General features: G+C 71.2%; 23 protein-coding genes. 18 read left to right on the top strand and 5 right to left on the bottom strand.

Annotated elements, in window-relative coordinates; translation table 11 throughout:
• Positions 1 to 11 precede the first annotated feature (11 nt).
• The 7 genes from ACWDAG_RS05360 (at position 12) to ACWDAG_RS05330 (ending at position 7055) form a co-directional block, all read left to right on the top strand.
• The gene (locus ACWDAG_RS05360) at positions 12 to 1154 is read left to right on the top strand and encodes a VOC family protein (protein WP_450694254.1); all 1143 of its coding nucleotides are present in this window, start codon (positions 12 to 14) and stop codon (positions 1152 to 1154) included.
• 35 nt (positions 1155 to 1189) lie between these two features.
• Positions 1190 to 2128: a fumarylacetoacetate hydrolase family protein gene (locus tag ACWDAG_RS05355; protein ID WP_450694253.1), complete on the top strand. Its 939-nt coding sequence runs from the start codon at positions 1190 to 1192 to the stop codon at positions 2126 to 2128.
• 19 nt (positions 2129 to 2147) lie between these two features.
• A complete protein-coding gene (gene mhpA, locus ACWDAG_RS05350; RefSeq protein WP_450694252.1) occupies positions 2148 to 3728 on the top strand; it encodes a bifunctional 3-(3-hydroxy-phenyl)propionate/3-hydroxycinnamic acid hydroxylase MhpA in 1581 nt (526 codons plus the stop codon).
• Positions 3725 to 5692, top strand: a complete 1968-nt coding sequence (locus ACWDAG_RS05345) for an acetoacetate--CoA ligase (RefSeq protein ID WP_450694251.1) — start codon at positions 3725 to 3727, stop codon at positions 5690 to 5692. Before mhpA ends, ACWDAG_RS05345 begins: the two co-directional genes overlap by 4 nt.
• Positions 5689 to 6033 carry a DoxX family protein gene (locus ACWDAG_RS05340; RefSeq protein WP_450694250.1) on the top strand — a complete coding sequence of 115 codons (345 nt, stop codon included), beginning with the start codon at positions 5689 to 5691 and terminating at the stop codon, positions 6031 to 6033. The genes ACWDAG_RS05345 and ACWDAG_RS05340 overlap by 4 nt, the downstream gene beginning before the upstream one ends.
• A gap of 307 nt (positions 6034 to 6340) precedes the next feature.
• Positions 6341 to 6757 (top strand): nuclear transport factor 2 family protein, encoded by a 417-nt coding sequence (locus tag ACWDAG_RS05335; RefSeq protein WP_450694249.1) that lies wholly within the window; start codon positions 6341 to 6343, stop codon positions 6755 to 6757.
• A gap of 40 nt (positions 6758 to 6797) precedes the next feature.
• Complete coding sequence (locus tag ACWDAG_RS05330; protein ID WP_450694248.1) at positions 6798 to 7055, top strand: transposase; 258 nt, start codon at positions 6798 to 6800, stop codon at positions 7053 to 7055.
• Positions 7056 to 7667: 612 nt separating this feature from the next.
• Here ACWDAG_RS05330 and ACWDAG_RS05325 read toward each other — a convergent pair.
• A complete protein-coding gene (locus tag ACWDAG_RS05325; protein ID WP_450694247.1) occupies positions 7668 to 8237 on the bottom strand; it encodes an Rv1733c family protein in 570 nt (189 codons plus the stop codon).
• Between the two features lie 316 nt (positions 8238 to 8553).
• Here ACWDAG_RS05325 and ACWDAG_RS05320 point away from each other — a divergent pair, with 316 nt between their 5' ends.
• Positions 8554 to 9555, top strand: coding sequence for an Acg family FMN-binding oxidoreductase (locus tag ACWDAG_RS05320; protein ID WP_450694246.1), 1002 nt, complete (start codon positions 8554 to 8556; stop codon positions 9553 to 9555).
• A gap of 28 nt (positions 9556 to 9583) precedes the next feature.
• Here the strand turns inward: ACWDAG_RS05320 and ACWDAG_RS05315 are convergent, their stop codons facing one another.
• Positions 9584 to 10945 (bottom strand): diacylglycerol/lipid kinase family protein, encoded by a 1362-nt coding sequence (locus tag ACWDAG_RS05315; RefSeq protein ID WP_450694245.1) that lies wholly within the window; start codon positions 10943 to 10945, stop codon positions 9584 to 9586.
• Between the two features lie 100 nt (positions 10946 to 11045).
• Between ACWDAG_RS05315 and ACWDAG_RS05310 the strand changes: the two genes are divergently transcribed.
• Positions 11046 to 12458 carry a DUF2252 domain-containing protein gene (locus tag ACWDAG_RS05310; RefSeq protein ID WP_450694244.1) on the top strand — a complete coding sequence of 471 codons (1413 nt, stop codon included), beginning with the start codon at positions 11046 to 11048 and terminating at the stop codon, positions 12456 to 12458.
• 9 nt (positions 12459 to 12467) lie between these two features.
• Here the strand turns inward: ACWDAG_RS05310 and ACWDAG_RS05305 are convergent, their stop codons facing one another.
• Both ACWDAG_RS05305 and ACWDAG_RS05300 read right to left on the bottom strand, forming a co-directional pair.
• Positions 12468 to 13781 carry a cation:proton antiporter gene (locus ACWDAG_RS05305; protein WP_450694243.1) on the bottom strand — a complete coding sequence of 438 codons (1314 nt, stop codon included), beginning with the start codon at positions 13779 to 13781 and terminating at the stop codon, positions 12468 to 12470.
• Between the two features lie 40 nt (positions 13782 to 13821).
• On the bottom strand, positions 13822 to 16173 hold the full coding sequence (locus tag ACWDAG_RS05300; RefSeq protein ID WP_450694242.1) for an arylsulfatase: 2352 nt from the start codon (positions 16171 to 16173) through the stop codon (positions 13822 to 13824).
• Between the two features lie 159 nt (positions 16174 to 16332).
• Between ACWDAG_RS05300 and ACWDAG_RS05295 the strand changes: the two genes are divergently transcribed.
• The 9 genes from ACWDAG_RS05295 to ACWDAG_RS05255 all read left to right on the top strand — a co-directional run bounded on the left by ACWDAG_RS05295 (position 16333) and on the right by ACWDAG_RS05255 (position 22458).
• Positions 16333 to 16764: a DUF7144 family membrane protein gene (locus ACWDAG_RS05295; RefSeq protein WP_450694241.1), complete on the top strand. Its 432-nt coding sequence runs from the start codon at positions 16333 to 16335 to the stop codon at positions 16762 to 16764.
• Positions 16765 to 16834: 70 nt separating this feature from the next.
• Complete coding sequence (locus ACWDAG_RS05290; protein WP_450694240.1) at positions 16835 to 17446, top strand: HdeD family acid-resistance protein; 612 nt, start codon at positions 16835 to 16837, stop codon at positions 17444 to 17446.
• Between the two features lie 148 nt (positions 17447 to 17594).
• A complete protein-coding gene (locus ACWDAG_RS05285) occupies positions 17595 to 18857 on the top strand; it encodes a hypothetical protein (RefSeq protein ID WP_450694239.1) in 1263 nt (420 codons plus the stop codon).
• Positions 18858 to 18963: 106 nt separating this feature from the next.
• A complete protein-coding gene (locus ACWDAG_RS05280; protein ID WP_450694238.1) occupies positions 18964 to 19362 on the top strand; it encodes an SHOCT domain-containing protein in 399 nt (132 codons plus the stop codon).
• A gap of 57 nt (positions 19363 to 19419) precedes the next feature.
• Positions 19420 to 19686, top strand: coding sequence for a hypothetical protein (locus tag ACWDAG_RS05275; protein ID WP_450694237.1), 267 nt, complete (start codon positions 19420 to 19422; stop codon positions 19684 to 19686).
• 34 nt (positions 19687 to 19720) lie between these two features.
• Positions 19721 to 21106 (top strand): anaerobic sulfatase maturase, encoded by a 1386-nt coding sequence (locus ACWDAG_RS05270; RefSeq protein ID WP_450694236.1) that lies wholly within the window; start codon positions 19721 to 19723, stop codon positions 21104 to 21106.
• A 136-nt stretch (positions 21107 to 21242) separates the two neighbouring features.
• The gene (locus ACWDAG_RS05265) at positions 21243 to 21620 is read left to right on the top strand and encodes an SHOCT domain-containing protein (protein WP_450694394.1); all 378 of its coding nucleotides are present in this window, start codon (positions 21243 to 21245) and stop codon (positions 21618 to 21620) included.
• Positions 21621 to 21659: 39 nt separating this feature from the next.
• On the top strand, positions 21660 to 22109 hold the full coding sequence (locus ACWDAG_RS05260; RefSeq protein WP_450694235.1) for a DUF6325 family protein: 450 nt from the start codon (positions 21660 to 21662) through the stop codon (positions 22107 to 22109).
• A gap of 49 nt (positions 22110 to 22158) precedes the next feature.
• Positions 22159 to 22458, top strand: coding sequence for an SHOCT domain-containing protein (locus ACWDAG_RS05255; protein ID WP_450694234.1), 300 nt, complete (start codon positions 22159 to 22161; stop codon positions 22456 to 22458).
• Between the two features lie 88 nt (positions 22459 to 22546).
• Here ACWDAG_RS05255 and ACWDAG_RS05250 read toward each other — a convergent pair whose 3' ends face one another.
• Positions 22547 to 22744 (bottom strand): hypothetical protein, encoded by a 198-nt coding sequence (locus tag ACWDAG_RS05250; RefSeq protein WP_450694233.1) that lies wholly within the window; start codon positions 22742 to 22744, stop codon positions 22547 to 22549.
• Positions 22745 to 22787 lie beyond the last annotated feature (43 nt).

Raw genomic sequence — 22787 nt, 5'->3', positions numbered from 1 at the left:
CGGAGGGCACCATGTCTGAAACACGCGTCAACGGGGACGTCATCACGGCCCACCAGGACCTCCACAGTGAGCAGGGCGCCCTGCGCGGCGAACACCCCGGCCGCTCCCGGAACCCCGTGATCAAGGTGGCGGACCTGGCCTGGCTGGAGTTCGAGAAGCCCGACCTGGACCGGGCGGAGGTCTTCGCCCGCGACTTCGGCTTCGGCGTCGCCGCCCGGACCGAGAGCGAGCTGTGGCTGCGGGGTACCTTCGCGGGCTCGCCCTGCATGGTGATCCGGCGCGGTCGTACGTCCCGCTTCATCGGTCCGGCGTTTCGCGCCGCCGAGCGGGGCGACCTGGACCGGCTGGCCCGCGCCACCGGATCGTCCGTACGGGACTCCGACGTTCCCGGCGGCGGCAAGGTGGTCGACCTGCTCGACCCGTCGGGCTTCCCGGTCCGGGTCGTGCACTGCGGCGAACAGCTCCCCGCACTGCCGGAACAGCAGCCGCTGATCCTCAATTTCGGCACGGATCACCGGCGTACCAACGCCACCCAGCGGCCGCCGCGCGAGCCGTCCCGAATTCAGCGCCTGGGCCATGTGGTGCTGGAGACACGGGTGTTCGGCCGGGCCCTGGACTGGTACCTGGACACCCTCGGGATGATCGTGTCCGACTTCCTGTTCCTGGACGGGCAGCGCGATCGCGGCCCGACGATGGCGTTCATCCGTTGCGACCTGGGCGGTGTGCCCGCCGACCACCACACCCTCGCGATGCACCTGGGGCCGGGGACGGGGTACGTCCACTCCGCCTATCAGGTCACCGACCTCGACTCGATCGCCGCCGGGGGTGAGTACCTCAGGGAACGCGGATACAAGCGCAGTTGGGGCATCGGCCGGCACATCCAGGGCAGCCAGCTCTTCGACTACTGGCGCGACCCCGACCACTTCATGCTGGAGCACTTCGCCGACGGCGACCTGTTCTCCTGCGACGTCGAGCCCGGCTGGGCGCCGATGTCGACCAGCGGCCTCGCCCAGTGGGGCCCGCCGGCCACCCGCGACTTCCTCGGCGCGAGCCCCTCCCCGCAGCGGGTCCGCGATGTCATCGAGGCCCTGCGCGGCGACAACGAGATGGACCCGGCACGACTGTTCGGCCTGCTCAAGGCCGCCAAATCCTGAACCCCCGCACCCGAATCCCTCACAAAGGCACTGACATGAGCACCAATGTCCTGCGCACCGCCGACGGCTGGTGGGTCGTCCGAGGCGACCGAGCCGTCCCCGTCGAGACCAAGGCCGTGACCACCGCCGAGCTGCTGGCCGACCGGCCGGCTGTCCGCGAGGCCGCCGCCTCCGGCGAACCGGGCACGCCCGTCGCCGACCTGGTGGCGCTCTCGCCGGTCACCACGCCCTGCCGGGTGGTCGCCCAGATGGTCAACTACCGCAGCCACGCCCGCGATTCGGGCTTCAAGGGCGACATCCCGCCCGCCTTCTTCCGTAAGGCATCCGGCTCGGTCAGCGGCCCCGGCGACGCCGTCGTGCGGCCGTCGCACGTGAAATTCCTCGACTACGAGATCGAGTTGGGGCTCGTCATGGGCGCGCCCCTACCCGTCGGCACCGTCGTCGAGGAGCGGGACCTGCCGTCGTACGTCGCCGGACTGGTGATCACCAACGACGTCAGCGCCCGTGAGGTGCAGCTGACCAAGACGCAGTTCTACGAGAGCAAGTCGTACCCCACGTTCACGCCCACCGGGCCCCACCTCACGCTGCTGGAGCCGGAGGACTTCGCCCATCTCCTCGACCTGCGGCTGAAGTTGAGCGTCAACGGCGAGCTGCGCCAGGACCGCACACTCGCCGACATGATCGTCCGCCCGGCACAGGCACTCACCCTGCTGGCCCGCTTCCAGACCCTGGACGCCGGCGACCTGCTGCTCACCGGTACTCCCGGCGGCACGGCCCTGAAGGCGCCGCCGAAGGCCGTCGAGAAGATCGGCGCGCTGCTGCCGCCCGCCGTGAAATGGAAGGCGTTCTTCAAGAGCCAGGCGAAGAACCCGCACTACCTGAACCCGGGCGACGTGATCACGGCGACGATCGCGACCCCCGACGGCCGCATCGACCTCGGCGAGCAGCGCACGCCCGTCGCGGCCGCGAACTAAGACCCGAGGTGAGCCGCACATGACCGTCGATGAAGCCGCACGTGTGCCCGTCGTGATCGTCGGGGCCGGGCCGGTGGGCGTGACCGCCGCCCTTCTCCTGGCCCGGCGCGGAATCCGCAGTGTCGTCCTCGAACGCCACCAGGACATCTACCCGCTCCCGCGCGCCGTCGCATGCGACGATGAGGTCCACCGAATCCTCCAGGCCGCGGGCCTCGGCGAGGAGTTCACCGCCATCTCCCGCCCGGCGGGCGGGCTGCGGCTGCTGGACGCCCGGCACCGGGTGATGGCCGAGTTCCGGCGCACCGAGCACGGCCGGCACGGCTACCCGCAGACCAGCATGTTCGACCAGCCCGAGCTGGAACGCGTGCTCCGTCACGCCCTGGCCCAGCGCCCGGAATGCGAACTGCGCGGTGGCGTGGAGGTCACCGGCGTCGGCCCGGACACCACGGGCCCCGTGCGGGTGACCTACCGCGACGACACCGGCGAGCACGCGCTGTGGGCCGACGCGGTCCTCGGCTGCGACGGCGCCAACAGCCTCACCCGCGAGGCGATCGGCGGCGCCTGGGAGGACCTGCACTTCGAGGAACGCTGGACCGTCATCGACGCCGAGACGACGGGCCCGGTCCGTTGCTGGGAGGGTGTGGACCAGGTCTGCGACCCGAAGCGGCCGGGCACGTTCATGCGGGTGAACGACACCCGCTACCGCTGGGAGTTCAGGATCCAGGAAGGGCAGGAGACGGCCCGCGAACTGATCGCCCCGTGGCTGCCGCCCTCGTACGACGGGGACTTCGAGGTGGTCCGCGAGACGCAGTACACCTTCCGGGCCCGCGTCGCCGACCGCTGGCGCAGCGGCCGGGTCTTCCTGCTCGGCGACGCCGCCCACCTCACCCCGCCGTTCATCGGACAGGGCCTGTGCTCGGGACTGCGGGACGCCTACAACCTCACCTGGAAGCTCGCCCGCGTCCTCCAGCAGGGCGGCGACGAGCGGCTGTTGGACACCTACGAGAGCGAACGAAGGCCGCACGCCCGTCATGTGGTGAGGCTCGCGGTCGCCATGGGCTGGGCCATGACCGGCGGCCAGGACGGCGCCGCCGCGATCCGCCGCCGAGCGCTTGCCGCCGCCTGCCGCATACCCGGCCTGACCGAGCTGGCCGGCCGCGACCTCAGCCCACCCCTGACCGCCGGCCCGCTCGTGCGGCGCAGTGTCCGCCGACGCCTGGCGGGCACGCACTGTCCGCAACCGTGGGTGAGCGTCGACGGACGGCGTACCCGTCTCGACCAGCTGCTCGGCGACTCCTTCACCGTGCTGACCGCCACAGAGCCCGGCCCCTCTCTGACCGCGCTTGCCCACAGCCTCGGCATACGCGCGCTCTGCGTGGCCGACCTCGGCGACGACGGCACCCTCGCCGCCTGGCTGCGCGGCGGACGCGCGGACGCGGTCCTGCTGCGGCCCGACCGCGTCGTGATGGACGTCGTCCCGGCCGGGGGACGCGACTTCACGTCGACCGCCGACTGGGCGGCCCTGCTGCACACCACCCGAAGCCCCGTCCCTTCCGAACGGACGGCGCCGAAAAGCCTGTTGAGGAGTACGACGCGATGAGTACGCCCTTCTTCACCCCCGATCCGGAGACGGCGGCCGCCAGTCGCATCGCGGACTTCGCCCGGCTCCAGGGCATGGACCCGGAGGACTACGCCGCCCTGCATCAGTGGTCGGTCACCGACCTGGAGGGCTTCTGGGGCGCGGTGTGGGAGTACTTCGACATCAACGCCGACACCCCCTACGAGCAGGTGCTGGCCGAGGAGCGGATGCCGGGCGCCCGCTGGTTCCCCGGCGCCACCCTCAACTACGCCCACCATGCCCTGCGTAACCTGGCCGACGACGACGTGGCGATCATTGCCCTCGACGAGACCGGTGCCGGATACGAGGTGACCGGTGCCCGGTTGCGTGCCCTGGTGGCCTCCGTGGCCGCCACCCTGCGCGACCTCGGCGTCGGCAAGGGCGACCGGGTCGTCGGCTACCTGCCCAACACCCCGCACGCCATCGTCTCGTTCCTCGCCGCGGCGAGCCTGGGCGCCATCTGGTCGGTGTGCGGTCAGGACTACGCCCCCAAGGCCGCCGCCGACCGCTTCGCCCAGCTCGAACCCACCGTGCTGATCTCCGCCGACGGCTACCTCTTCAACGGCACCACCCACGACCGCCGCGACGCCGTCCTCGAACTCGCCCACGCCCTTCCCACGTTGAAGGCCACCGTGCTGGTGGACCACATGGGCCTGCCCTGGCCGTCGCAGGCCTACCCGTCGCTGGTCGTCCCCTGGGAGGACGCCTCGACCCGCACCGAAGATCTCACCTGCCAGCCGGTGCCGTTCGACCATCCGCTGTGGGTCGTGTTCTCCTCCGGCACCACCGGCCTGCCCAAGGGCATCGTCCACGGCCACGGCGGCGTGCTCCTGGAGCATCTCAAAACCCTGGGGCTGCACTCGGACTTGGGGCCCGGCGACCGCCTCCTCTGGTACACCACCACCCACTGGATGATGTGGAACCTGGTCGCCTCCACCCTCCTCACCGGCGCCACCACCTGCACCTACGACGGCAGCCCGGCCCCCTTCGCGAAGCTCGACCGCCTATGGGAACTGGCGGCCCGCCACCGGGTCACCGTCTTCGGCACCAGCCCCCAATACCTGCTGGGCATGGCCAAGTTCGACATCGACCCGTCCGTCCACGACCTGTCGTCGATCCGCGTCGTCGGCTGCACGGGCTCGGCCCTGCCCGCCTCCGCATACCCGTGGGTCCGCGAGCACGTCGGCGACCACGTTCTGCTGGCCTCCATCAGCGGCGGCACCGACATCGTCTCCGGGTTCGCGGGCAGCGCCCCCAACACCCCGGTCTGGGCAGGGGAGTTGTCCGCGCCGCACCTGGGTGTGGCGCTGGCCGCGTACGACGCCGAGGGCTTCCCCGTCATCGACCAGGTCGGCGAACTGGTCGTGACCCGGCCCATGCCCTCGATGCCGCTGTACTTCTGGAACGACCCGGAGGGCACCCGCTACCGCGACGCCTACTTCTCGGCGTACCCCGGGGTGTGGCGACACGGCGACTGGATCACCGTCACGGGGCACGGCTCGGTGATCATCCACGGCCGCTCCGACTCCACGCTCAACCGCAACGGTGTACGGCTCGGCAGCGCCGACATCCATGACGTCGTCGAACGTCTCCCCGAGATCGCCGAGGCCCTGGTCATCGGCGCGGAGGAGCCGGACGGCGGCTACTGGATGCCGCTGTTCGTGGTCCCGGCGGCCGGGGTGACCCTGGACGACACCCTGCGCGAGAAGATCCGCGATGCCGTCCGCACCGGCGCCTCACCGCGCCACGTCCCCGACGAGATCCTCGAAGTGCCGGGCATCCCGCACACCCGCACCGGCAAGAAGCTGGAGGTCCCGATCAAGCGACTGCTGCAGGGCGCCGCGGTGCAGCAGGTCGTCAATCCGGCCACCGTGGACGACCCCGGTCTCATCGACCACTACGCCCGGCTGGGCAAGGAGCGCCGCAAGGGCAGGTCCGCCTCATGACCACCGTGCTCGCCGTCGCCCTGTCCCTGGTCTTCCTTCCACTGGGGCTGGCGAAGCTCGCCGCGGTGCCGTTCATGCGCCAGGCGGCGGCCCATCTCGGCATGTCGGTACGGCTCTACCGCCTCGTCGGCGCGCTGGAGGTGGCCGGGGTCGCCGGTCTGCTGACGGGGCTGACCTGGATGCCGCTGGGCGTGGCCGCCGCGACAGGCCTCGCCCTGCTGACGGCCGCGGCGGCGGTGGTCCACCTGCGCCACGGCGACCCGTTGGTCCGGGCCGTCCCGGCCGCCGTACTGGCCCTGATCTCCTTGACGTACGCGGCAACGGCGATGACCGCCGGCTGACGCGTCCTGCACGGCCGGGCACGGGCGGCCCCCTGTGAGGGTGGAAGCCGCCCCTCCCCGGCTCCGCGCGGGCTGCCATCGCACACCGGCCGTCCCCTCCCCCCGAGGCCGGGCGGCCCGCGCCGACGTCCGGGGCCTGCGAGACGGCTGAGCTCGACAGGCCCCGGACGTGACACCCCGCTCCCGGGGATGTCAGGTACTAGGACGTGTTTGAGACGTCGGGGTGTTGCGCGGGTTGATGGGCGGAGTGCAAGTGGTGGGATGAGAGCATGGGCTGTTGATTTGGCCTGGCGTTGAGTGAGTGATCATGGTTGCAGCTGAGCTTGTGTCGGCTTACCTGTCGGCGCTGGAGCGGGCGGATGCCGAGGCGGTGCTGGAGTTGTTCGCGCCTGGAGCGATGGTGCACTCTCCGCTGTACGGCCCTCGACCGGCCACGGAGTTCTATCCCGAGCTCTTCGCCGATACCAGCCGGGCGCGCTTGACTCTGCTGGGGGTGGCGGAGGGCCGGACCCAGCAGGGGGCCGCCCTGATCTCGTTCTGGTTCCACTTCGACTGGCGCCTGCCGTCCGGGGCTGCCGCGCCGTTTGACGTGGTGGACCTGGCTGAGCTTGCCGAGGACGGCCGTATTGCCACGCTGCGGATCGTGTACGACACCGTTGACGTGCGTCCGGCGTTCGAACGTGAGACCGGCAGTTCGTGGCGGCCCGCCACAGATCAGAGCTGACGGGCTGCTGTGCATACCCTGGCCGTGAAACGATCTTCAGATGTCTCGGGGCGATCTGACGGATACACAGGGGGAGCGGTTGGAAGCCGTGTTGCCGCCGATACCGAAGACGGGCCGGCCGCCGCGGGATCGGCGACAGGTCTTCGACGGGATCTGGTGGCGGGCACGGACGGGCTCGCCGTGGCGGGATGTGTCCCCGAGCGGTACGGGCCCTGGGAGACGGTGTATGCGGTGTTCCAGCGCCGGCAGATCGACGGCATCTGGCCCCGTATCTTGGAGAAGCTGCAGGTCAGGCTGATGCCGACGGCATCATCGGGTGGGAGGGTTCGGTCGACTCCACTGTCTGTCCAGCGCACCGACACGCCGCCGGCGCCCGCAAAAAGGGGCTGACGGTCCGGGCCGGACGCGTCCGGACGGCCTGGCGGCCGAGCCGGACGACCATGCTCTCGGCCGCTCCCGCGGTGGGCTGACCACCAAGATTCACCTCAAGGTGGACGCTTCCTTCCACGTCCTCGGGGGGGCACCGGCCGACCCACGACGCCTCATTCGACCGCGAGATGTACAAGCGCAGAGCTCGCCGTCCGCTACGAGGCCACTGTCCTCATCGCCGCAATCAACGAATGGCTGCGAACGCCGGTGGTGTGGAGGCGTATGGGCTACGTAGACGCGAAGCGTTCTGCTGTCGGCCAAGACTGTCGCGCCTCCGAAGGCATGGGCGACAGGACCGTCACATGCAGCCGATCTTCGTTCTCGCCGGCGTCATCGGCAGGTCGTGGGTTCCGCTCGGCGAACAGATCGGCAGCCTCTGTCGGCACTGTCCGTGCTCGGGAGGCAGAGGCCACGTGTCCGGCGCGTCCCGGCGTGCTCCCACGGTGCGCCGGGGCGCGCCCGGCACCGACTCGGCGGGTCGTCAGCCGGTCTTGTGCCCCCACCGCGGACCGACCAGGTCCCACTCCCTGCCCCACTCGTCGATGCGCCGCCGGTCCAGCCCCCAGCGTGCGGCGCCTGTGACTGCGAACGCGAGGCCGGTCACGGCGAGCGCCGACGCGGCTCCCAGGAGTCCCGCTTCGACGGCCGCATCGGTGCGGCTCGGCGGCCGGGTGGTGAGGTTCCCCTGCGTGTCGGTCCAGAGCACCGTCGTGGATCCGGCCCTGAGCCCGCCGTCCACCAGCGTCCTGGCGGTGCGGGCGGATCCATCCCTTCCGGCCCAGCGGACCTGCGCAAACGCCCGGTAGCTCTGCGCCTCCGCGGGCGGGGTGTCCGTGAGGAGTACGGCCGTTACGGGGGTGCGCTCGGCGCGTTGCCGTATGAAGGCGTCGTCGGCGGCCCGGGCCGTCAGCACACCGGCGAGCGTTCCACCCACGGCCACGAGCGTCCAGAGGGCGAGCACGAGCCAGGCCTCGAGTACGTCGTCGCGCCTGCGCAGCGGGTTGGCCCGCCACCGCCACAGCCACCTCTTGGTTCGCCTGCAGGTCCGCATCGGTCCGCACCTCCTCGTCGTCACTTAGAGCAAGGTGACAGCCGGGCGCGTGTCATGGCATGGGCCGGACAGAAGGGGCCATGGGGCCGACCGGGCCCAAGTCTGCGACGGCGAGGGGCGCTTCAGCCCTGCCGCCGCCCGCCGGGACGCCGTAGCCGTCCGCCCGTGGGCGAGGCGCACCAGCCCCACGGCCGTCGTCGTTGGCCTGACCGGGCCTCCTGCCGGGGACCATCGGCCCCTCACCCCGAGGCCGCCGGGCGCCCACTCTCGAAGGGCATCCCTACCTGCTCCGAAACCCGTGCGGGAGGAGGACACCATGCCATCCGTGCCTCTCGACGCCGCGACGCTGGAAGCCTGCGTGGCGGCCGCCGTGGCCGCGCCCTCGTTCTTCAACACGCAGCCCTGGCGCTTCAGGCTGGACCCCGAGGCCGTCGCCTTCGAGGTACGCGCGGACCCGCAGCGCAGTCTGCGGCATGCCGATCCGGCCGGCCGTGCGCTGCATCTGTCGGTGGGTGCGTCCGTCTTCAACCTCCGTGTCGCGGTGTCGCACTTCGGCTGGGCTCCCGTCGTGCGGCTGCTGCCCCGCCCCGACGAGCCCGACCTGCTCGCCGTCGTACGGCCCACCGGAGCCAGGGGCGGGCACGGCACGGAACACCTCGGCGACCTCTACCCGGCCATCTGGCGCAGGCACAGCAGCCGCTTCCCGTTCTCCGCCAGGCCCCTGCCGCCGCAGGCACGCGCCGAACTCACCGAGGCCGCCCACGTGGAAGGCGCCTCACTGATCTTCCCCGAGGCCGCGGAGACGGTACGTCTGCTGCGGGTGACCGCGGAGGCCGAGCAGCGCAACCGCGCCGACGCCGACCGCGGCACGGAGAGCCGCCGCTGGGTGAACCGGGACCCGGACAGCCCGTTCGACGCCGGCCTTCCGTACACCGCACTCGGCCCGCAGGACGCCCGCGAACGCATCCCCATGCGGGACTTCACCGCCGCACGCCACCCCGGGCAGTTGCCCGCCCAGGACTTCGAGACCGCCCCGGCCATCGCCCTGCTCAGGACCGAGCACGACCGTCGTACGGACTGGCTGCGGGCGGGAGAGGCACTCGAACACGTCCTGCTCGTGGCCACCGCCCTGGGGCTGCGGGCGTCGCTGCTGCACCAGCCGATGGAATGGCCCGACCTGCGCCGCTCACTCGGCCCGGACCCCCACCACACCGGTCACGCCCAGATGCTGATCCGGCTCGGCTACGGCCCGGAGGGCCCCGCGACCCCGCGTCGTGTCCCCCGAGCGGTGCTGGATGCGCAGGGGCCGCACCGATAGCCGCGAGTGCCGGTTCCCGCGGCCGCGGTCAGCCCGCCGCGGCCGGGGTACGGCGTGCGAAGGCAAGTCGGCCCAGAGCCCGCCAGTCCGCCGGCGGATTCGTCCGGGGCGGCCCCGGCCGGCCGCTGGGTACCCGTACGCGCAGCGAACCCGGCGCGATGCGGCAGGTGACGGGGGTGGGCAGGACGAGGGCTTCGCCGTCGACGCCGACCGGTATCTCGGCAGCATCGGCGTCCACGACCACGTCGGTCGTGGTCAGCGCGGTGAGCCCGCGGGCGTGCCGGCCGCGCAGCAGGTCGACCGCCTGGGCCGCGTTGTCGACGTTGACACCGAGCACGCCGAGCGCGCCGGAATCCAGCCTCGCACGCTGACCCAGGCCGGCCGGATCGCCCACCTGGTAGGGGTTGTTGCTGACCAGCACCGCCTGCGGGGCGTCCATGGCGACGGGGCCGGCGCGGACGGTCAGCCGGGGGCCGGACCGGTGGGTCAGCAGCTCGGGCAGCCGCTGCAGGATCGTGCCCACCTTGTCGTCACGGTAGGCGTCGCTCTGCACGACCTGCGCATACACACCGAAGGATGCGTTGTTGACGAAGACCCGGTCGGAGACGAAGCCGAGGTCGATGCGGAGTTCGACTCCGTCGGTGAGGGCGTCGAGGCACTTTGAAGGGTCGGTACGGTCCAGGCCGAGATCGAGGGCGAAGTGGTTGCGGGTGCCTGCCGCGATCACCAGGAACGGTACGTCGTGCTGTGCGGCCACCCCTGCGACCAGCGCCTGGGTGCCGTCCCCTCCGGCGACGCCCAGCAGGTCCGCGCCCTCGGCCACGGCTCGGCGGGCCAGTGCGGCGACGTCCTGCGGGTGGGCGGGGTCGAGTACGGCCACCTCGGCACCGAGGGCCCGGGCCCTCTCCACGAGGTGGAACCTGCCGACCTTTCCGCCGCCGGAGCGGGGGTTCATGACGAGGAACGGCGATTTCGGCGGCGGAGTCCGCTGCGGTCGTGGTTCCGGGGGAAGCACTTCCGTGCGGAGGGCGGCGCGTCCGGTCACCGTCGCCACGGCCCACAGGGCGAGGGCCGACAGGGCGGCCCACAGCAGGTCCACTGCCGTGTAATACAGCAGCACGACGACGGGCACCACCGCGGCCAGGGTCGCGGCACACGCCCGGAGCAGGCCGTGATGGGTGAGCGCCCACCACACCGCGGCCGTCGTGGCAGCGAGTCCGGCGAGACCGACCAGCAGCAGGGCAACGCTCTTGACTCCGGCGACTGTCAGCAGCAGCACGATCGCGGCGGTGGCGAGCAGCAGCGCCGTCCGAGCCGTCCACTTCTGAGCCGTTTCAGGGCGACGACCAATCGTGCCGGCCGTGCGAGCCGGAGCCTCGGCGCTGCGCACAGAGGCATCACACCGCCCGCGCCCACGGCCGCACATCACCTGTCCGGGGTGATCCCGGGCGGGCACCGAGCCGCGAGGATGCGAGAAAGGAGGAACGGTCATGGTCACTATGAACCAGAGGCCTGCGTCTTCGTCCGAGCGTGCGGCGCTGGGCAAGGCTGTGCGGGCGTCCCTGCCGCGCTCCGCGCACGCCGTTTTCGAGCCGGACGCCAAGCGGCCCGATCCCGTCGACATCATCGAGCGGCAGTCCGCCACCCGGGTCCCGGAACTCGTCCCGATCCGGTACGGCCGGATGCTCGAATCGCCGTTCCGCTTCTACCGCGGTGCGGCGGCGATCATGGCGTCCGATCTGGGCGCGTTCCCGCACACCGGACTCATGGCCCAACTCTGCGGCGACGCACATCTGTTGAACTTCCGGCTGCTCGCCTCCCCGGAGCGGCATCTGGTCTTCGACATCAATGACTTCGACGAGACGCTGCCGGGCCCCTTCGAGTGGGACGTCAAGCGGCTCGCCGCGAGCCTGGTGATCGCCGGCCGCGCCAACTCGTTCCCGGAATCGGACTGCGCCTCGGTCGTGCGCGAGAGTGTCCGGGCCTACCGCGAACGGATGCGGGAGTTCGCGGGGATGCGCACCCTCGACATCTGGTACGCCCGTGACGACGCCGCCCAGGTCGAGGCGATCCTGTCCGAGCGGCTGAGCCGCAGCGAGCGCCGGCGCGTCGACACCGCATCGGCCAAGGCACGTACCCGGACCAGCCTGCAGGCCGCAGGGAAGCTGACCCGGCTGGTCGACGGCGCACCCCGGATCATCTCCGACCCCCCGCTCATCACCCCCCTCGACGAACTGCTGTCCGGCACCGAGGGCGACGATCTGCAACGGACCCTGCGCGCACTGGTCGCGGACTACGCACGCACCCTGTCCTCGGAGCGGCAGCACCTCCTGGGACGGTTCCACGTGGTCGACATGGCCCGCAAGGTGGTCGGCGTCGGCAGCGTCGGCACCCGCTGCTGGATCATTCTGCTGTTGGGCCGTGACGACGAGGATCCGCTGCTGCTGCAGGCCAAGGAGGCAGGCAACTCGGTCCTCGCTCCCTACAGCGGCGCGAGCGTGTACGACAACCAGGGCGAGCGGGTGGTGGCCGGGCAGCGGCTGATGCAGGCCGCCAGTGACATCTTCCTCGGCTGGAAGCACATGACGGGGATCGACGGCCGCGAACGCGACTTCTATGTACGGCAGTTGCGCGACTGGAAGGGTATCGCCAGGCCCGAGACCATGGATTCCGCGACCCTGGCGCTCTTCGGCCGTCTGTGCGGCGCCTCGCTGGCGCGCGCCCATGCCCGGTCCGGCGATCCGATCGCCATCGGCGCCTATCTCGGTGGTGGTGACTCCTTCGACCGGGCGCTGGCCCGGTTCGCGCAGGCCTACGCCGATCAGAACGAGCGCGATCACCAGGCGCTGGCCGATGCGGTGGCCGCCGGACAGGTGAAGGCGAGGACCGACCTCACCGCGTAGTACCGGGCCTCACCGCGTAGTACCGGGCCCGCCGGACAGCGCCGGGCTCTCCGGAGCCACGGCGCTCTCGCGCAGCTCACGCCCGGCAGCGGCGCCCGTGCGCCGGAACCAGGCGCCGTACCGCCCGGCGAGCCCCACGGCCGACACACCGTGCAGCAGGACGCTGAGCCCGACGGTTGCGGCGACGACCCGGCCCACCGTTTCCGTGCCCGGCACATGCTCCTCCACCACGAGCAGCGCCAGCACGACCGAGGCGAGACCACGCGGCCCGAACCATCCGATGTACGCGACCGTCGGCGCCCGCAGTCCGCTGCCGAGCAAGGAGACGGCCACGGGCAGCATGCGTACCACGGTCAGGCTGAGAACGGCATAGAGCACGAGCTTCCAGGTCAGGTGCTGCAGCGTAGGTCCCAGCAGCACCGCGCCGAAGAGCATCAGGCTGACCGCCGCCAGCAGACCCGCCAGGTTCTCGGCGAACTCGGACGTGTCGTCCCCGCTCCGCGGCTCGGTGCCGGTGGCGGTGGGGAAGCGCCGAAGGGCGTATCCGAAGGCGAACCCGGCGACCCAGGCCGCGATGAAGCCGCTGCCGTGGGTGATCACGGCCAGTTCGTAGGAGACCGCGGCGACGGCGAGGACCAGGATCTGCCGCCACTCCCGGGAGACCCAACCGCGGGCCCCGGCCGCCTGCAGCAGCCGGCCGCCACAGCCGCCGACCAGCAGGCCCAGCGCGGTGCTGAGCAGCAGGGCCCGCCAGAAGGTGCCCGCCACGCCCTCGTGCGCATAGGAGGTACCGGGGATGGCCGCGAGGAAGACGACGAAGAACGGCAGCACCATCCCGTCGTTGAGGCCACTCTCCACATTGAGACCTTCGCGGACCAGCGCCGGCACCCGGGGATCGGACATGGCGCTCTTGCCCAGAGCGGCGTCGGTGGGGGCGAGGATCGCGCCCACCAGGGCCAGCTCCCACGCGGTCAGCCCCGGCAACAGCGGCCAGGCCAGCAGCCAGCCCGCGGCGATGCTCAGCGGGAGGCCGATGCCCAGCAGCCGACCGGGCAGGAAGCCGCCCGTGGCCAGGTCGCGGCGCCGTACGGTCATGGCGTCGGTGAACAGCACCAGGGTCAGGGCGGCTTCCAGCAGGGCCGTCAGGGGCGCGGCGTCGTGTTCGATGCCGACGATGTCGAGGACGGCGGGACCGATGAGGATGCCGCATCCGGTGAACACGATCGCCGAGGAGACGGGCGTGGTCGACAGCCGGCGCGATCCGAGGGTGTAGGCGGCGGTGACGCCCGCCACCGCCACCACGGTCCAGGCGCCGCTGCTCATCGTGCCGTCCTCCTTCCGGCAGTCGCCCCGCGCCCGGCCGCTAGTCGCGCATGAAGGCGCCCGTGGCCTCCTTCTCCAGGTCGGCGAAGGGCTGACCGCTGACGTCGACCAGCACGCGGCGGATGGTGCCGCCCAGGAAGTGGAAGGGCGGGTCGTAGTCGGCGGAGACGGCCTGGCCGCTGTCGCGGCCCACGCACAGCCCCTCGCCGTCGCAGGCGAACATGCCGGGCTGGGTCCTGATCCGGATCGCCCCCACCTCACGGTCGTCGACGCGCAGGGTCAGGGTCCCGACCGTGAGGCCGTTGTCCTTGCGGTCGTCGGCGCGGAAGACGGCGGACAGGATGTGCTCGCCCACCGGCACCCGGCCGGGCGAGGCGACCTTCTGCTCCATCCGGCCCAGCCAGTTGTAGACGTAGTGCAGCCGTCCGTCGAGGAGGTAGAGGCTGTGTCCGCCGAACCGGCCGCCCTGCGCGAACAGCACACCGCGGGCCTCCGGGGTGTCGAGGCGGACGTCGGCGGCGAGAGCGTAGGACCGGCCGCGAATGTTGACCGCCACCGACTCGGGCACATCCGCGCAGTCGGGGTAGTACACGTACTGGTCGCGGGGCTTGGAGAGCTGGGGCCGCGGCGTGCTGAAGATCTCGATCGCCGTCCGGTCGTCGAGCGGCAGCCCGCCCAGGCGCTCGGCCTCCTCGGCCCACAGCCGCTTGAGTTCCTCCAGCCGCTGCGGGTGTTCGGCCGCCAGATCGCGGGCCTCGGCGCGGTCCTCCCGCAGGTGGTACAGCTCCCAGGTGTCGTCGTCGAAGCTGCTCCAGCCGGACGGCGCCGGCGGATGCAGCGCCGAGGCGTGCCAACCGTCGTGCCAGATGCCGCGGGTGCCCAGCATGACGTAGAACTGCGTGTCCCGGGGGTCGGGTGCCTCGGGGTTCTCCAGGACGTCGCGCAGACTCGCGCCCTGCAGCGGGGTCTGCCGGTAGCCCTTGACCGTCTCGGGCGGTTCGACACCGAGCAGGTCGTACAGGGTCGGCACGATGTCGACGGCATGCGTGTACTGATGCCTTATGCCGCCCGCGGCCCGGATACCGGCCGGCCAGGACAGGACCATCGGGTCCGCGACGCCGCCCTCGTAGGAGGCCCACCGCTTCCAGTACTTGAAGGGCGTGTCGAAGGCCCAGGCCCACCCGGTGGGGTAGTGGTTGTACGTCTTGGGGCTGCCCAGGTCGTCCAGGTGGCGCAGGTTGTCCGCCATGTCGTCGGGCACGCCGTTGAAGAAGTTGTTCTCGTTCAGGGAGCCGTTCGGGCCGCCCTCACCGCTTGCTCCGTTGTCGGACACCACCACCGTGATGGTGTTGTCGAGCTGCCCCGACTCCGCCAAGTAGTCCAGAACCCGGCCGAGTTGGTCGTCGGTGTAGGAGACGAACCCGGCGAAGACCTCCGCCATGCGGGCGAACAGGCGCTGCTCGTCCTCGTTCAGGGTCTGCCAGGGGCGGACGAACTCGCCGGCCGGCCACGGCGCCCCGCCGGGCCCGAGGGCATACGGCTCGCCGTGCGGATTGATCGGGGTGAGCTCGGTGCCCTCGGGCATGACTCCCAGCTCGATCTCCCGCCGCAGGGTCAGCTCGCGGTAGACCTCGTAGCCGTCGTCGAACACACCCCGGTACTTGTCGGCCCACTCGCGCGGGACGTGGTGCGGGGCGTGCCCGGCGCCGGGGCACAGGTAGGTGAACCACGGTTTGTCCGGCGCGATGACCTTGGCGTCGCGGATGAACTCGATCGCCCGGTCGGCCAGGTCCTTCGACAGGTGGTAGCCCTGGTCAGGGGTCTGATGCACCTCGTGGGGGTGGCTGTCGTAGACGAGGTCCGGGTAGTACTGGTCGGTCTCGCCGCCGAGGAAGCCGTAGAACCTCTCGAAGCCGCGGGAGAGCGGCCAGTGGCGCTTGGCGGAGGCCATGTTCGCCTCCTCCGAGGGGCACAGGTGCCACTTGCCGACGCAGTAGGTGTTCCAGCCGCGCTCGACCAGCACCTCGGCGATGTTGGCGTTCTCCATCGGGATGCGCCCGTTGCTGTTGGGGAACCCGTTGGTGATCTCGGTGACGCAGGCCATGCCGTTGCTGGTGGCGTTCCGGCCGGTCATCAGGCAGGACCGGGTGGGTGAGCACAGGGCTGTGGTGTGGAAGTTCGTGAAGCGCACCCCCGCGTCCGCGATACGGCGCATCGCCGGGGCCCTGACCAGGCCGCCGAAGAAGTCGAAGGTGCCGAAGCCGATGTCGTCCCAGACGATGTACAGGACGTTGGGCGCGCCGTCCGGTGCCTGCGGCTCCCGGTACGGCTCCCAGTCGGGCACCGAGTCGCGGATGTCCTGCGCGATCCTCCCTCGGAACTCAGCAGCCATCTCGGCCTCCTCGGGCTGGTGGGAGTGCACTCCCAGCACAGCAGGCGGGAGACCGGCGCGACCTCACCCTCTCCGGGTGATCACGGCGCGGCGCGCCGGGTGGAGGCTCGATGGTGAACGGCTGCGCGCAGCAGCCCCCGTGAGGAATGGAGGCCGGCCATGGCCAGCACCGTTACTCCTCGTCGCCATTCGGCGGGCACCATGGCCGCCGCTTCCGGCCTTACCGTGTTCGCCGCGGTGTTGCTGATGATCGCCGGTGTCCTCGACATCTTCCGCGGCATCATGGCGATCGCCAATGACGACGTCTTCGTCAACACCCCCAACTACGTCTTCAAGTTCGACCTGACCAGCTGGGGCTGGATCCACCTGGCCCTCGGTGTGGTCGGGGTGATCGTGAGCCTCGGCCTGTTCACGGCGGCCACCTGGGCCAGGGTCGGGGGTGTGGCCATAGCCTCGCTGCTGATCATCGCCAACTTCCTGTCCGTCCCGTACTACCCGATGTGGTCGCTGACGCTGATCGCGATGTACGGGTTCATCATCTGGGGGCTGTGCGTGGTGCGGCGCGACGACGTCACCGATCAGCGGATGTGAGAGGCCCTCACCCGGCGCGGGTGATCACGGGCCCGGCGGCCGTCCCACACTCGACGGCGGAGGCGACACCATGACCTCGACACCAACGCCCGCCCCCGCGGACGCCCAGGACGTCCTGGCGGACCTCGGTGACACATGGCTGTGGGCGCTCGGTTGGGCCCTGGCGACCCTGGTCCCGGGCGTCATCGTGCTCGTCTGGCCGCAGGAGACGCTGCATGTGCTGGCCGTCGTGATCGGCCTGCACTTCCTGCTCGGGGGCGTCTTCTCGTTCGTGTCCGCCTTCTCGCGTTCGTACCGCGACGGCGGCAGCCGGCTGATGCGGATCCTGCTGGCCTTCGGTTCCGTGCTGGTCGGAGTGGTGTGCCTGCGCCACCCGCTGCAGACCATCGCCGCACTGTCCCTCGTCGTAGGGGTGTTCTGGCTGCTGTCGGGGCTGGTGACGGTGTACATCGCGATCGCGGACCGGGGCCGGGCACACCGTGGCCTCACGTTCGGCGTCGGAACCCTCGGTGTCGTCGCCGGCATCGTCGTGCTCGGCTACCCGGCCGAGTCGGCCGTGGCTCTCGCCCGGCTGCTCGGCCTCTGGCTCGTGCTGCTCGGCGTCGCGGAGGTCGCCGTGGCGCTGGCGTTGCGCTCGGCCGGCCGACGCGCCCCGCACGCTCCGGACACGCCACCACCGTGAACGGTGCCACCGGCCCGCACACCACCGCCGTGAACGGCGCCACCGGCCCGCACACCACCCGCACGGCCCCGCCCGGAGTGCGGGATGCAGGCTGCGCAGCGGCAATGGAGAGGAGGGATAAGAACCCCGCTGGAGAGCTGGAGTCTGCATGAGCCCGCCGCCCGGGAGGATCGTCCGCGCGACGGCCTCTGCCGTACTGATCGTGCTGACCTGCATCCTCGTCCCCGTCGCGCTGCTCACCGTGTGGATCCGCGACATCGCCCTCGACACCGACCGGTACGTGGCCACGGTCGCCCCGCTGGCCACCGACCCGGCGATCCAGGACGCGGCCGTCAACCGGATCTCCAAGGCGGCGGACGTGCGTGTCGACGGTGCCCGGGCCGCCGCGGAACTCGCCGGCTGGCTGCACTCCCAGGGCCTGCCGCCACGGGCCACAGCCGCCGTACGTGGCCTTGGGCCGCAGATCGAATCCGCCACCGACAACGCGGTGAACAAGGTCGTGACCCGGGTGGTGCACGGCGACGCCTTCCCCACGGTGTGGAAGAACGCCAACCGGAGAGCCCACAACGCCGTGGTGCACGCGCTCACCGGGGAGGGCCGAGGCGCCGTGGGCGTCAGCGACGGCACGGTCACCCTGGATGTGGGCACCGTCGTCGACCAGGTCAAGGGGGAGTTGGTCGCCGCGGGTCTGTCCCCGGCCGAGAAGATCCCCGATGTGAACAAGCAGTTGGTGCTGTTCCAGTCCGACCAGCTCGGCAAGATCCGCAAGGGGGCCCATGCGCTGGACGTGATCGGCAACTGGTTCCCCGTCCTGGTCGTCCTCATCGGCGCCGGCGGGGTGCTGCTCGCCCGCCGCAAGCGGCGCGCACTCGCCCGTACCGCCCTGGGCGCGGCCTTCGCCTGCCTGGTGGTGGCCATCGGCCTGGTCGTCGCACGCCATTACTACCTGGACCACCTCCCGGCCCAGGTGCAGTCGGAGGCCGCAGCGGCAGCAGTCTTCGACACCTTGCTGCACTTCCTGCGCGTCAGCCTGCGTACGGCGATCGTGCTCGGCGTCGTGATCGCGCTCGGCGCCTACCTCATCGGCCCGGGACGGCTGCCGGTGGCGATCCGCGGCGCCTCCGAGCGCACCGCGGACTCTGCCGCCACCTGGGCCTACGCACATCAGGTCAGCGCCGGGAGGGCGGGCGTCTGGGCGCAGACCTATCGCCGCTGGATCGCCCTGACCGCCCTGCTGATCGTGGCCCTCGTCTTCGCACTGTGGAACCACCCCACCGCGCTGACGATCCTGCTGCTCTGTCTCGTCCTGCTCGGCGTCCTGGCACTCCTCGCCCTCCTCGCGGCCGGAGGACGGGCCACACTGGACGCTCAGCGGGCCACGGCGCGACAGCAGCCGCCCGACGCGTCGTGACCGTGTGCCGCCGCGCGCCGAGGCCGGGCCCACCCGTGCGGGGTGATGCCGTGCGGTGCGGCCCGGCGCAGCGTGGAGGGACCGGCCCCGGCAAGCGGAGGCGATCATGGACTACCCGCTGCTCGACGCGTTCCTGACCATGCTGTGGTTCTTCGTCTGGATCCTGTGGCTCATGCTGCTGTTCCGCGTGATCGGGGACGTCTTCAGCGACGACACGCTCAGCGGCTGGGGCAAGGCAGGCTGGACGCTGATGGTCTGCGCGCTGCCCTACCTGGGCGTCCTCGTCTACCTGATCGCCCGCGGGCGCGGGATGGGCGAGCGCGCGATGCGCCGGGCCCGTGGTCAGGAGCAGGCGTTCAGGACGTACGTCCAGCAGACCGCCGCCGTCGGGCCGAAGCCAGGCGCAAAGGCGGACGAGCTGGGCAAGCTGGCGGCACTGCACGACCAGGGAGCCATCACCGACGCCGAGTACGAACGGGCCAAGAGCAAGGTTCTCGCCGCCTGAGCCGACCCCGGCTGAGGAGGGCGTCGGCGCGGGCACGGTGACGGTGAGCCGCGAGCTGTGAACGGTGTCAATGTGCCGCCGTCGGCCGTGACGACGATGGCCGGGCCGCAGATCATGTCGGCGATCGCCCTCGTCACGACACGGCGGGCCGTCCGGGTGCCGCTCGCCTTCCTCGCCGGGTGCCGCCGTCACCGCGAGCGCCGGCGTCGCGATCACCTGGAGCCTGGCGGGCCTGTTCGACCTCGACTGCTCCTCATCCTGCTCGTGCCGTCGGACATCGCCGTCATGCCGGCCGATGTCCGCCACGTCACCCGCCGTGGGTGATGCCGCCGCCGGAGCCCGGTTCCAGCCTGGCGGCATGAGCACCGTGTGGTTGCCCGCTCCCACCGTGCGGCGCCCGGACCGGGCGGTGCGACGCCGGCCGTTCCATCTGCTGGCCAAGCCGGAGGGAGCCATCTGCAACCTGGACTGCACCTACTGCTTCTTCCTCTCCAAGGAACTGCTCTACGAGGGCAGCAGGTTCCGGATGGCCGACGAGCTACTGGCCGAGTACATACGCCAGTTGATCGAGGCGCACGGCCCGGCACCGGAGGTCACCGTGGCCTGGCAGGGCGGCGAACCCACGCTGATGGGCCTGGACTTCTTCCGCCGCTCACTGGCGTACGAACGCCGCTACGCCCGCCCGGGACAGCGAGTCGTCAACACCATCCAGACCAACGGCACACTGATCGACGCCGCATGGGCGCGCTTCTTCCGCGACAACGGCTTCCTCGTCGGCCTGTCCATAGACGGCCCCCGCGCGATGCACGACGCGTACCGGGTCGACAAGGGCGGCAAACCCACCTTCGACCGGGTCATGCGCGGCCTGGCCCGGCTGCGCGAGGCGGGCGTGGAGTGGAACGCGCTCACCACCCTCCACGACGCCAACGCGGCCCACGGCCGCGAGGTCTACGCCTTCCTGCGCGACGACTGCGGCGCCCGGCACCTGCAGTTCATCCCGATCGTGGAGCGCACCACCGCGCAGCACCTCCCGGCCGCCGACGCGGGCTGGGGCGCCCGGGCCAAGGACCGGCCGCTGTACCGGCAGGAGGGCGACCAGGTCACCCGGCGCTCGATCACCGGGGAGCAGTACGGCCGCTTCCTCGTCGATGTCTTCGAGGACTGGGTGCGACGCGACGTCGGCACCGTCTACGTCCAGATGTTCGACGTGGCTCTGGCCAACTGGTACGGCGCGCCCCCCTCGTTGTGCGTGCACTCCGAGACCTGCGGCCGCGCGCTCGCCCTGGAGCACAACGGCGACGTCTACTCCTGTGACCACTTCGTCGAACCGCGGTACCTGCTGGGCAACATCGGGCAGCGGCACCTGCTGGAGCTGGTGGACTCGCCCGAGCAGCAGGAGTTCGGGCAGCACAAGCGGGACGGCCTGCCGCGCTTCTGCCGCGAGTGCGACGTACGGTTCGCCTGTCACGGCGGCTGCCCCAAGGACCGCTTCGACGTGACGCCGGACGGCGAGCCGGGCCTCAACCATCTGTGCCCCGGCTTCAAGGAGTTCTTCCACCACGTCGACCTGCCGATGCGCACCATGGCAGCGCTCCTGCGCCAGAACCTGCCGCCCGCCCTGATCATGCGGGAGTACGCGGCCGCCGACGCCCGGCGGCCCCACAACGCCCCCTGCCCCTGCGGAGGCGGGCGCAAGTGGGCGCGCTGCCACGGGCGCCGGCCGCACCCCACCCGCACCGGGTGATGTGGCCCGCGTCCGGCGGGCGCAGCGTGGACCTGGTAAGGCCCTGGCGCCGCCGCGGCAGCACGGCGGCCGACACGTGGAGGCAAGCGTGGACTACACCCTGGCAAGCACGGACTACCCCCTCCTCAGTGCGTTCATGACCATGCTCTGGTTCTTCCTGTGGATCATGTGGTTCGTCCTGCTCTTCCGGGTCATCGGGGACATCTTCCGGGACGACCGCATGAGTGGGTGGGGCAAGGCGGGCTGGACGCTGTTCGTCTGCGTGCTGCCGTACTTGGGCGTCTTCGTCTATCTGATCGCCCGCGGGCGCGGCATGGGCGAACGCGACCGGCGCCAGATGCAGCAGCAGGAGCAGGCCTTCCGCTCCTACGTCCAGGAAGCCGCAGCCGAGGCCCCCGTCCCCGAGCGGACCAGTGCGGACGAACTGGCCAAGCTCGCCGGGCTGCACGACCACGGCGACATCACCGACACCGAGTACGCGCAGGCCAAGGCGAAGATCCTCGCCTCGCACTGACTGTGCACGGCACCGACCCGAGGAAGAACGGAGCCCGGCATGAGCATTCTCGGACCGATCGACCTGATCATTCTTTCGTTCCCGGCCGGTCAGCCTCCCGACTCCTTCCTGGCGGCGGTGCAGGAAGTCGAACGCCGCAATGACGTCCGCATCCTCGACGCGCTGGTGGTGACGAAGGGCCCGGACGGGCGCATCGGCAGGACCGAGCTGTCGGACATCGCGAACCTGGGCGACGTGGCTGCCGACATCGCCGCGCGCCGGACGCTCGGGATGGTCGGCCTCGACGACGTCAACGAGATCGCCATGGTGATGGACCCCGACACCACCGTGCTCGCCCTGCTGGTGGAGAACGTATGGGCCCGCGAGGCCGCCGAGGAGGTCCGTCGGCACAACGGCCGTCTGCTGGCCACGGTGCGCATCCCCCACGAGCAGATCGCCGAGGTGGAGGCCGAACTGAGCGGCACGGCCACGCCGCAGACACTGACGTGACGGATCCCTGCAGGCCGCAGTACAACCGCGGAACGGAAAGGACAGGATGATGCCTCTCGGACGACGCCGCCCCTTGCTGCGCGGCGCTCTGGTCGGCGGCACCGCATACGCCGCCGGCCGCCGGGCCGCCCAGGCCCAGCAGCACGAAGCGGACCAGCAGGCGGCCATCGACCAGCTCCAGGCCCAGCAGGCCGCCGCACCCGCACCGGCCGCGCCCGCTGCAGCCGCCCAGCCGTCCGCAGGCAGCGCCCTGCTCGACGAACTGAAGCGGCTCGGCGAACTGCGCGACCAAGGAGTGCTGACGGATGCGGAGTTCAGCGCCGCCAAGTCGCGGCTGCTGGGCACGTGACAGCCGACAGGGCCGGGCCCGCTGCACCTCCTCCGGAACGAGGACGTGCAGCGGGCCCGGCCCAGTCATGCGTACGGGACCTTGCATCTCACGCCGGGAGCCGACGCATCTCCACCACATGCAGACCGAGCGACTGCAGCCGCGCCAACAGGCCGTACAGATGGGCCTCGTCGATGACGTCGCCGCACAGCACGGTCTGGCGAGGTGCCAGGGTGCTGTCCAACTCGGGGAACGCCGCAGTCAGCGTGTCCGACATCTGCCCCTCGACGCGGATCTCATAGCGCATGAGCAGGCTTCTCTCGACGTCGTCGGTCCTTCGTGTCTCTGTG

This window comes from Streptomyces sp. NPDC001157, from assembly GCF_053598255.1.
The sequence above is the reverse complement of the archived record's forward strand: the minus strand, read 5'-3'. Positions and strand labels throughout refer to the sequence as shown.

Bases quoted from the DNA above. Each gene is read 5' to 3' on its own strand.
- ACWDAG_RS05360 (WP_450694254.1), top strand. From the start codon at position 12: ATGTCTGAAACACGCGTCAACGGGGACGTCATCACGGCCCACCAGGAC.
- ACWDAG_RS05355 (WP_450694253.1), top strand. From the start codon at position 1,190: ATGAGCACCAATGTCCTGCGCACCGCCGACGGCTGGTGGGTCGTCCGA.
- mhpA (WP_450694252.1), top strand. From the start codon at position 2,148: ATGACCGTCGATGAAGCCGCACGTGTGCCCGTCGTGATCGTCGGGGCC.
- ACWDAG_RS05345 (WP_450694251.1), top strand. From the start codon at position 3,725: ATGAGTACGCCCTTCTTCACCCCCGATCCGGAGACGGCGGCCGCCAGT.
- ACWDAG_RS05340 (WP_450694250.1), top strand. From the start codon at position 5,689: ATGACCACCGTGCTCGCCGTCGCCCTGTCCCTGGTCTTCCTTCCACTG.
- ACWDAG_RS05335 (WP_450694249.1), top strand. From the start codon at position 6,341: ATGGTTGCAGCTGAGCTTGTGTCGGCTTACCTGTCGGCGCTGGAGCGG.
- ACWDAG_RS05330 (WP_450694248.1), top strand. From the start codon at position 6,798: ATGTCTCGGGGCGATCTGACGGATACACAGGGGGAGCGGTTGGAAGCC.
- ACWDAG_RS05325 (WP_450694247.1), bottom strand. From the start codon at position 8,237: ATGCGGACCTGCAGGCGAACCAAGAGGTGGCTGTGGCGGTGGCGGGCC.
- ACWDAG_RS05320 (WP_450694246.1), top strand. From the start codon at position 8,554: ATGCCATCCGTGCCTCTCGACGCCGCGACGCTGGAAGCCTGCGTGGCG.
- ACWDAG_RS05310 (WP_450694244.1), top strand. From the start codon at position 11,046: ATGGTCACTATGAACCAGAGGCCTGCGTCTTCGTCCGAGCGTGCGGCG.
- ACWDAG_RS05305 (WP_450694243.1), bottom strand. From the start codon at position 13,781: ATGAGCAGCGGCGCCTGGACCGTGGTGGCGGTGGCGGGCGTCACCGCC.
- ACWDAG_RS05300 (WP_450694242.1), bottom strand. From the start codon at position 16,173: ATGGCTGCTGAGTTCCGAGGGAGGATCGCGCAGGACATCCGCGACTCG.
- ACWDAG_RS05295 (WP_450694241.1), top strand. From the start codon at position 16,333: ATGGCCAGCACCGTTACTCCTCGTCGCCATTCGGCGGGCACCATGGCC.
- ACWDAG_RS05290 (WP_450694240.1), top strand. From the start codon at position 16,835: ATGACCTCGACACCAACGCCCGCCCCCGCGGACGCCCAGGACGTCCTG.
- ACWDAG_RS05285 (WP_450694239.1), top strand. From the start codon at position 17,595: ATGAGCCCGCCGCCCGGGAGGATCGTCCGCGCGACGGCCTCTGCCGTA.
- ACWDAG_RS05280 (WP_450694238.1), top strand. From the start codon at position 18,964: ATGGACTACCCGCTGCTCGACGCGTTCCTGACCATGCTGTGGTTCTTC.
- ACWDAG_RS05270 (WP_450694236.1), top strand. From the start codon at position 19,721: ATGAGCACCGTGTGGTTGCCCGCTCCCACCGTGCGGCGCCCGGACCGG.
- ACWDAG_RS05265 (WP_450694394.1), top strand. From the start codon at position 21,243: ATGACCATGCTCTGGTTCTTCCTGTGGATCATGTGGTTCGTCCTGCTC.
- ACWDAG_RS05260 (WP_450694235.1), top strand. From the start codon at position 21,660: ATGAGCATTCTCGGACCGATCGACCTGATCATTCTTTCGTTCCCGGCC.
- ACWDAG_RS05255 (WP_450694234.1), top strand. From the start codon at position 22,159: ATGCCTCTCGGACGACGCCGCCCCTTGCTGCGCGGCGCTCTGGTCGGC.
- ACWDAG_RS05250 (WP_450694233.1), bottom strand. From the start codon at position 22,744: ATGCGCTATGAGATCCGCGTCGAGGGGCAGATGTCGGACACGCTGACT.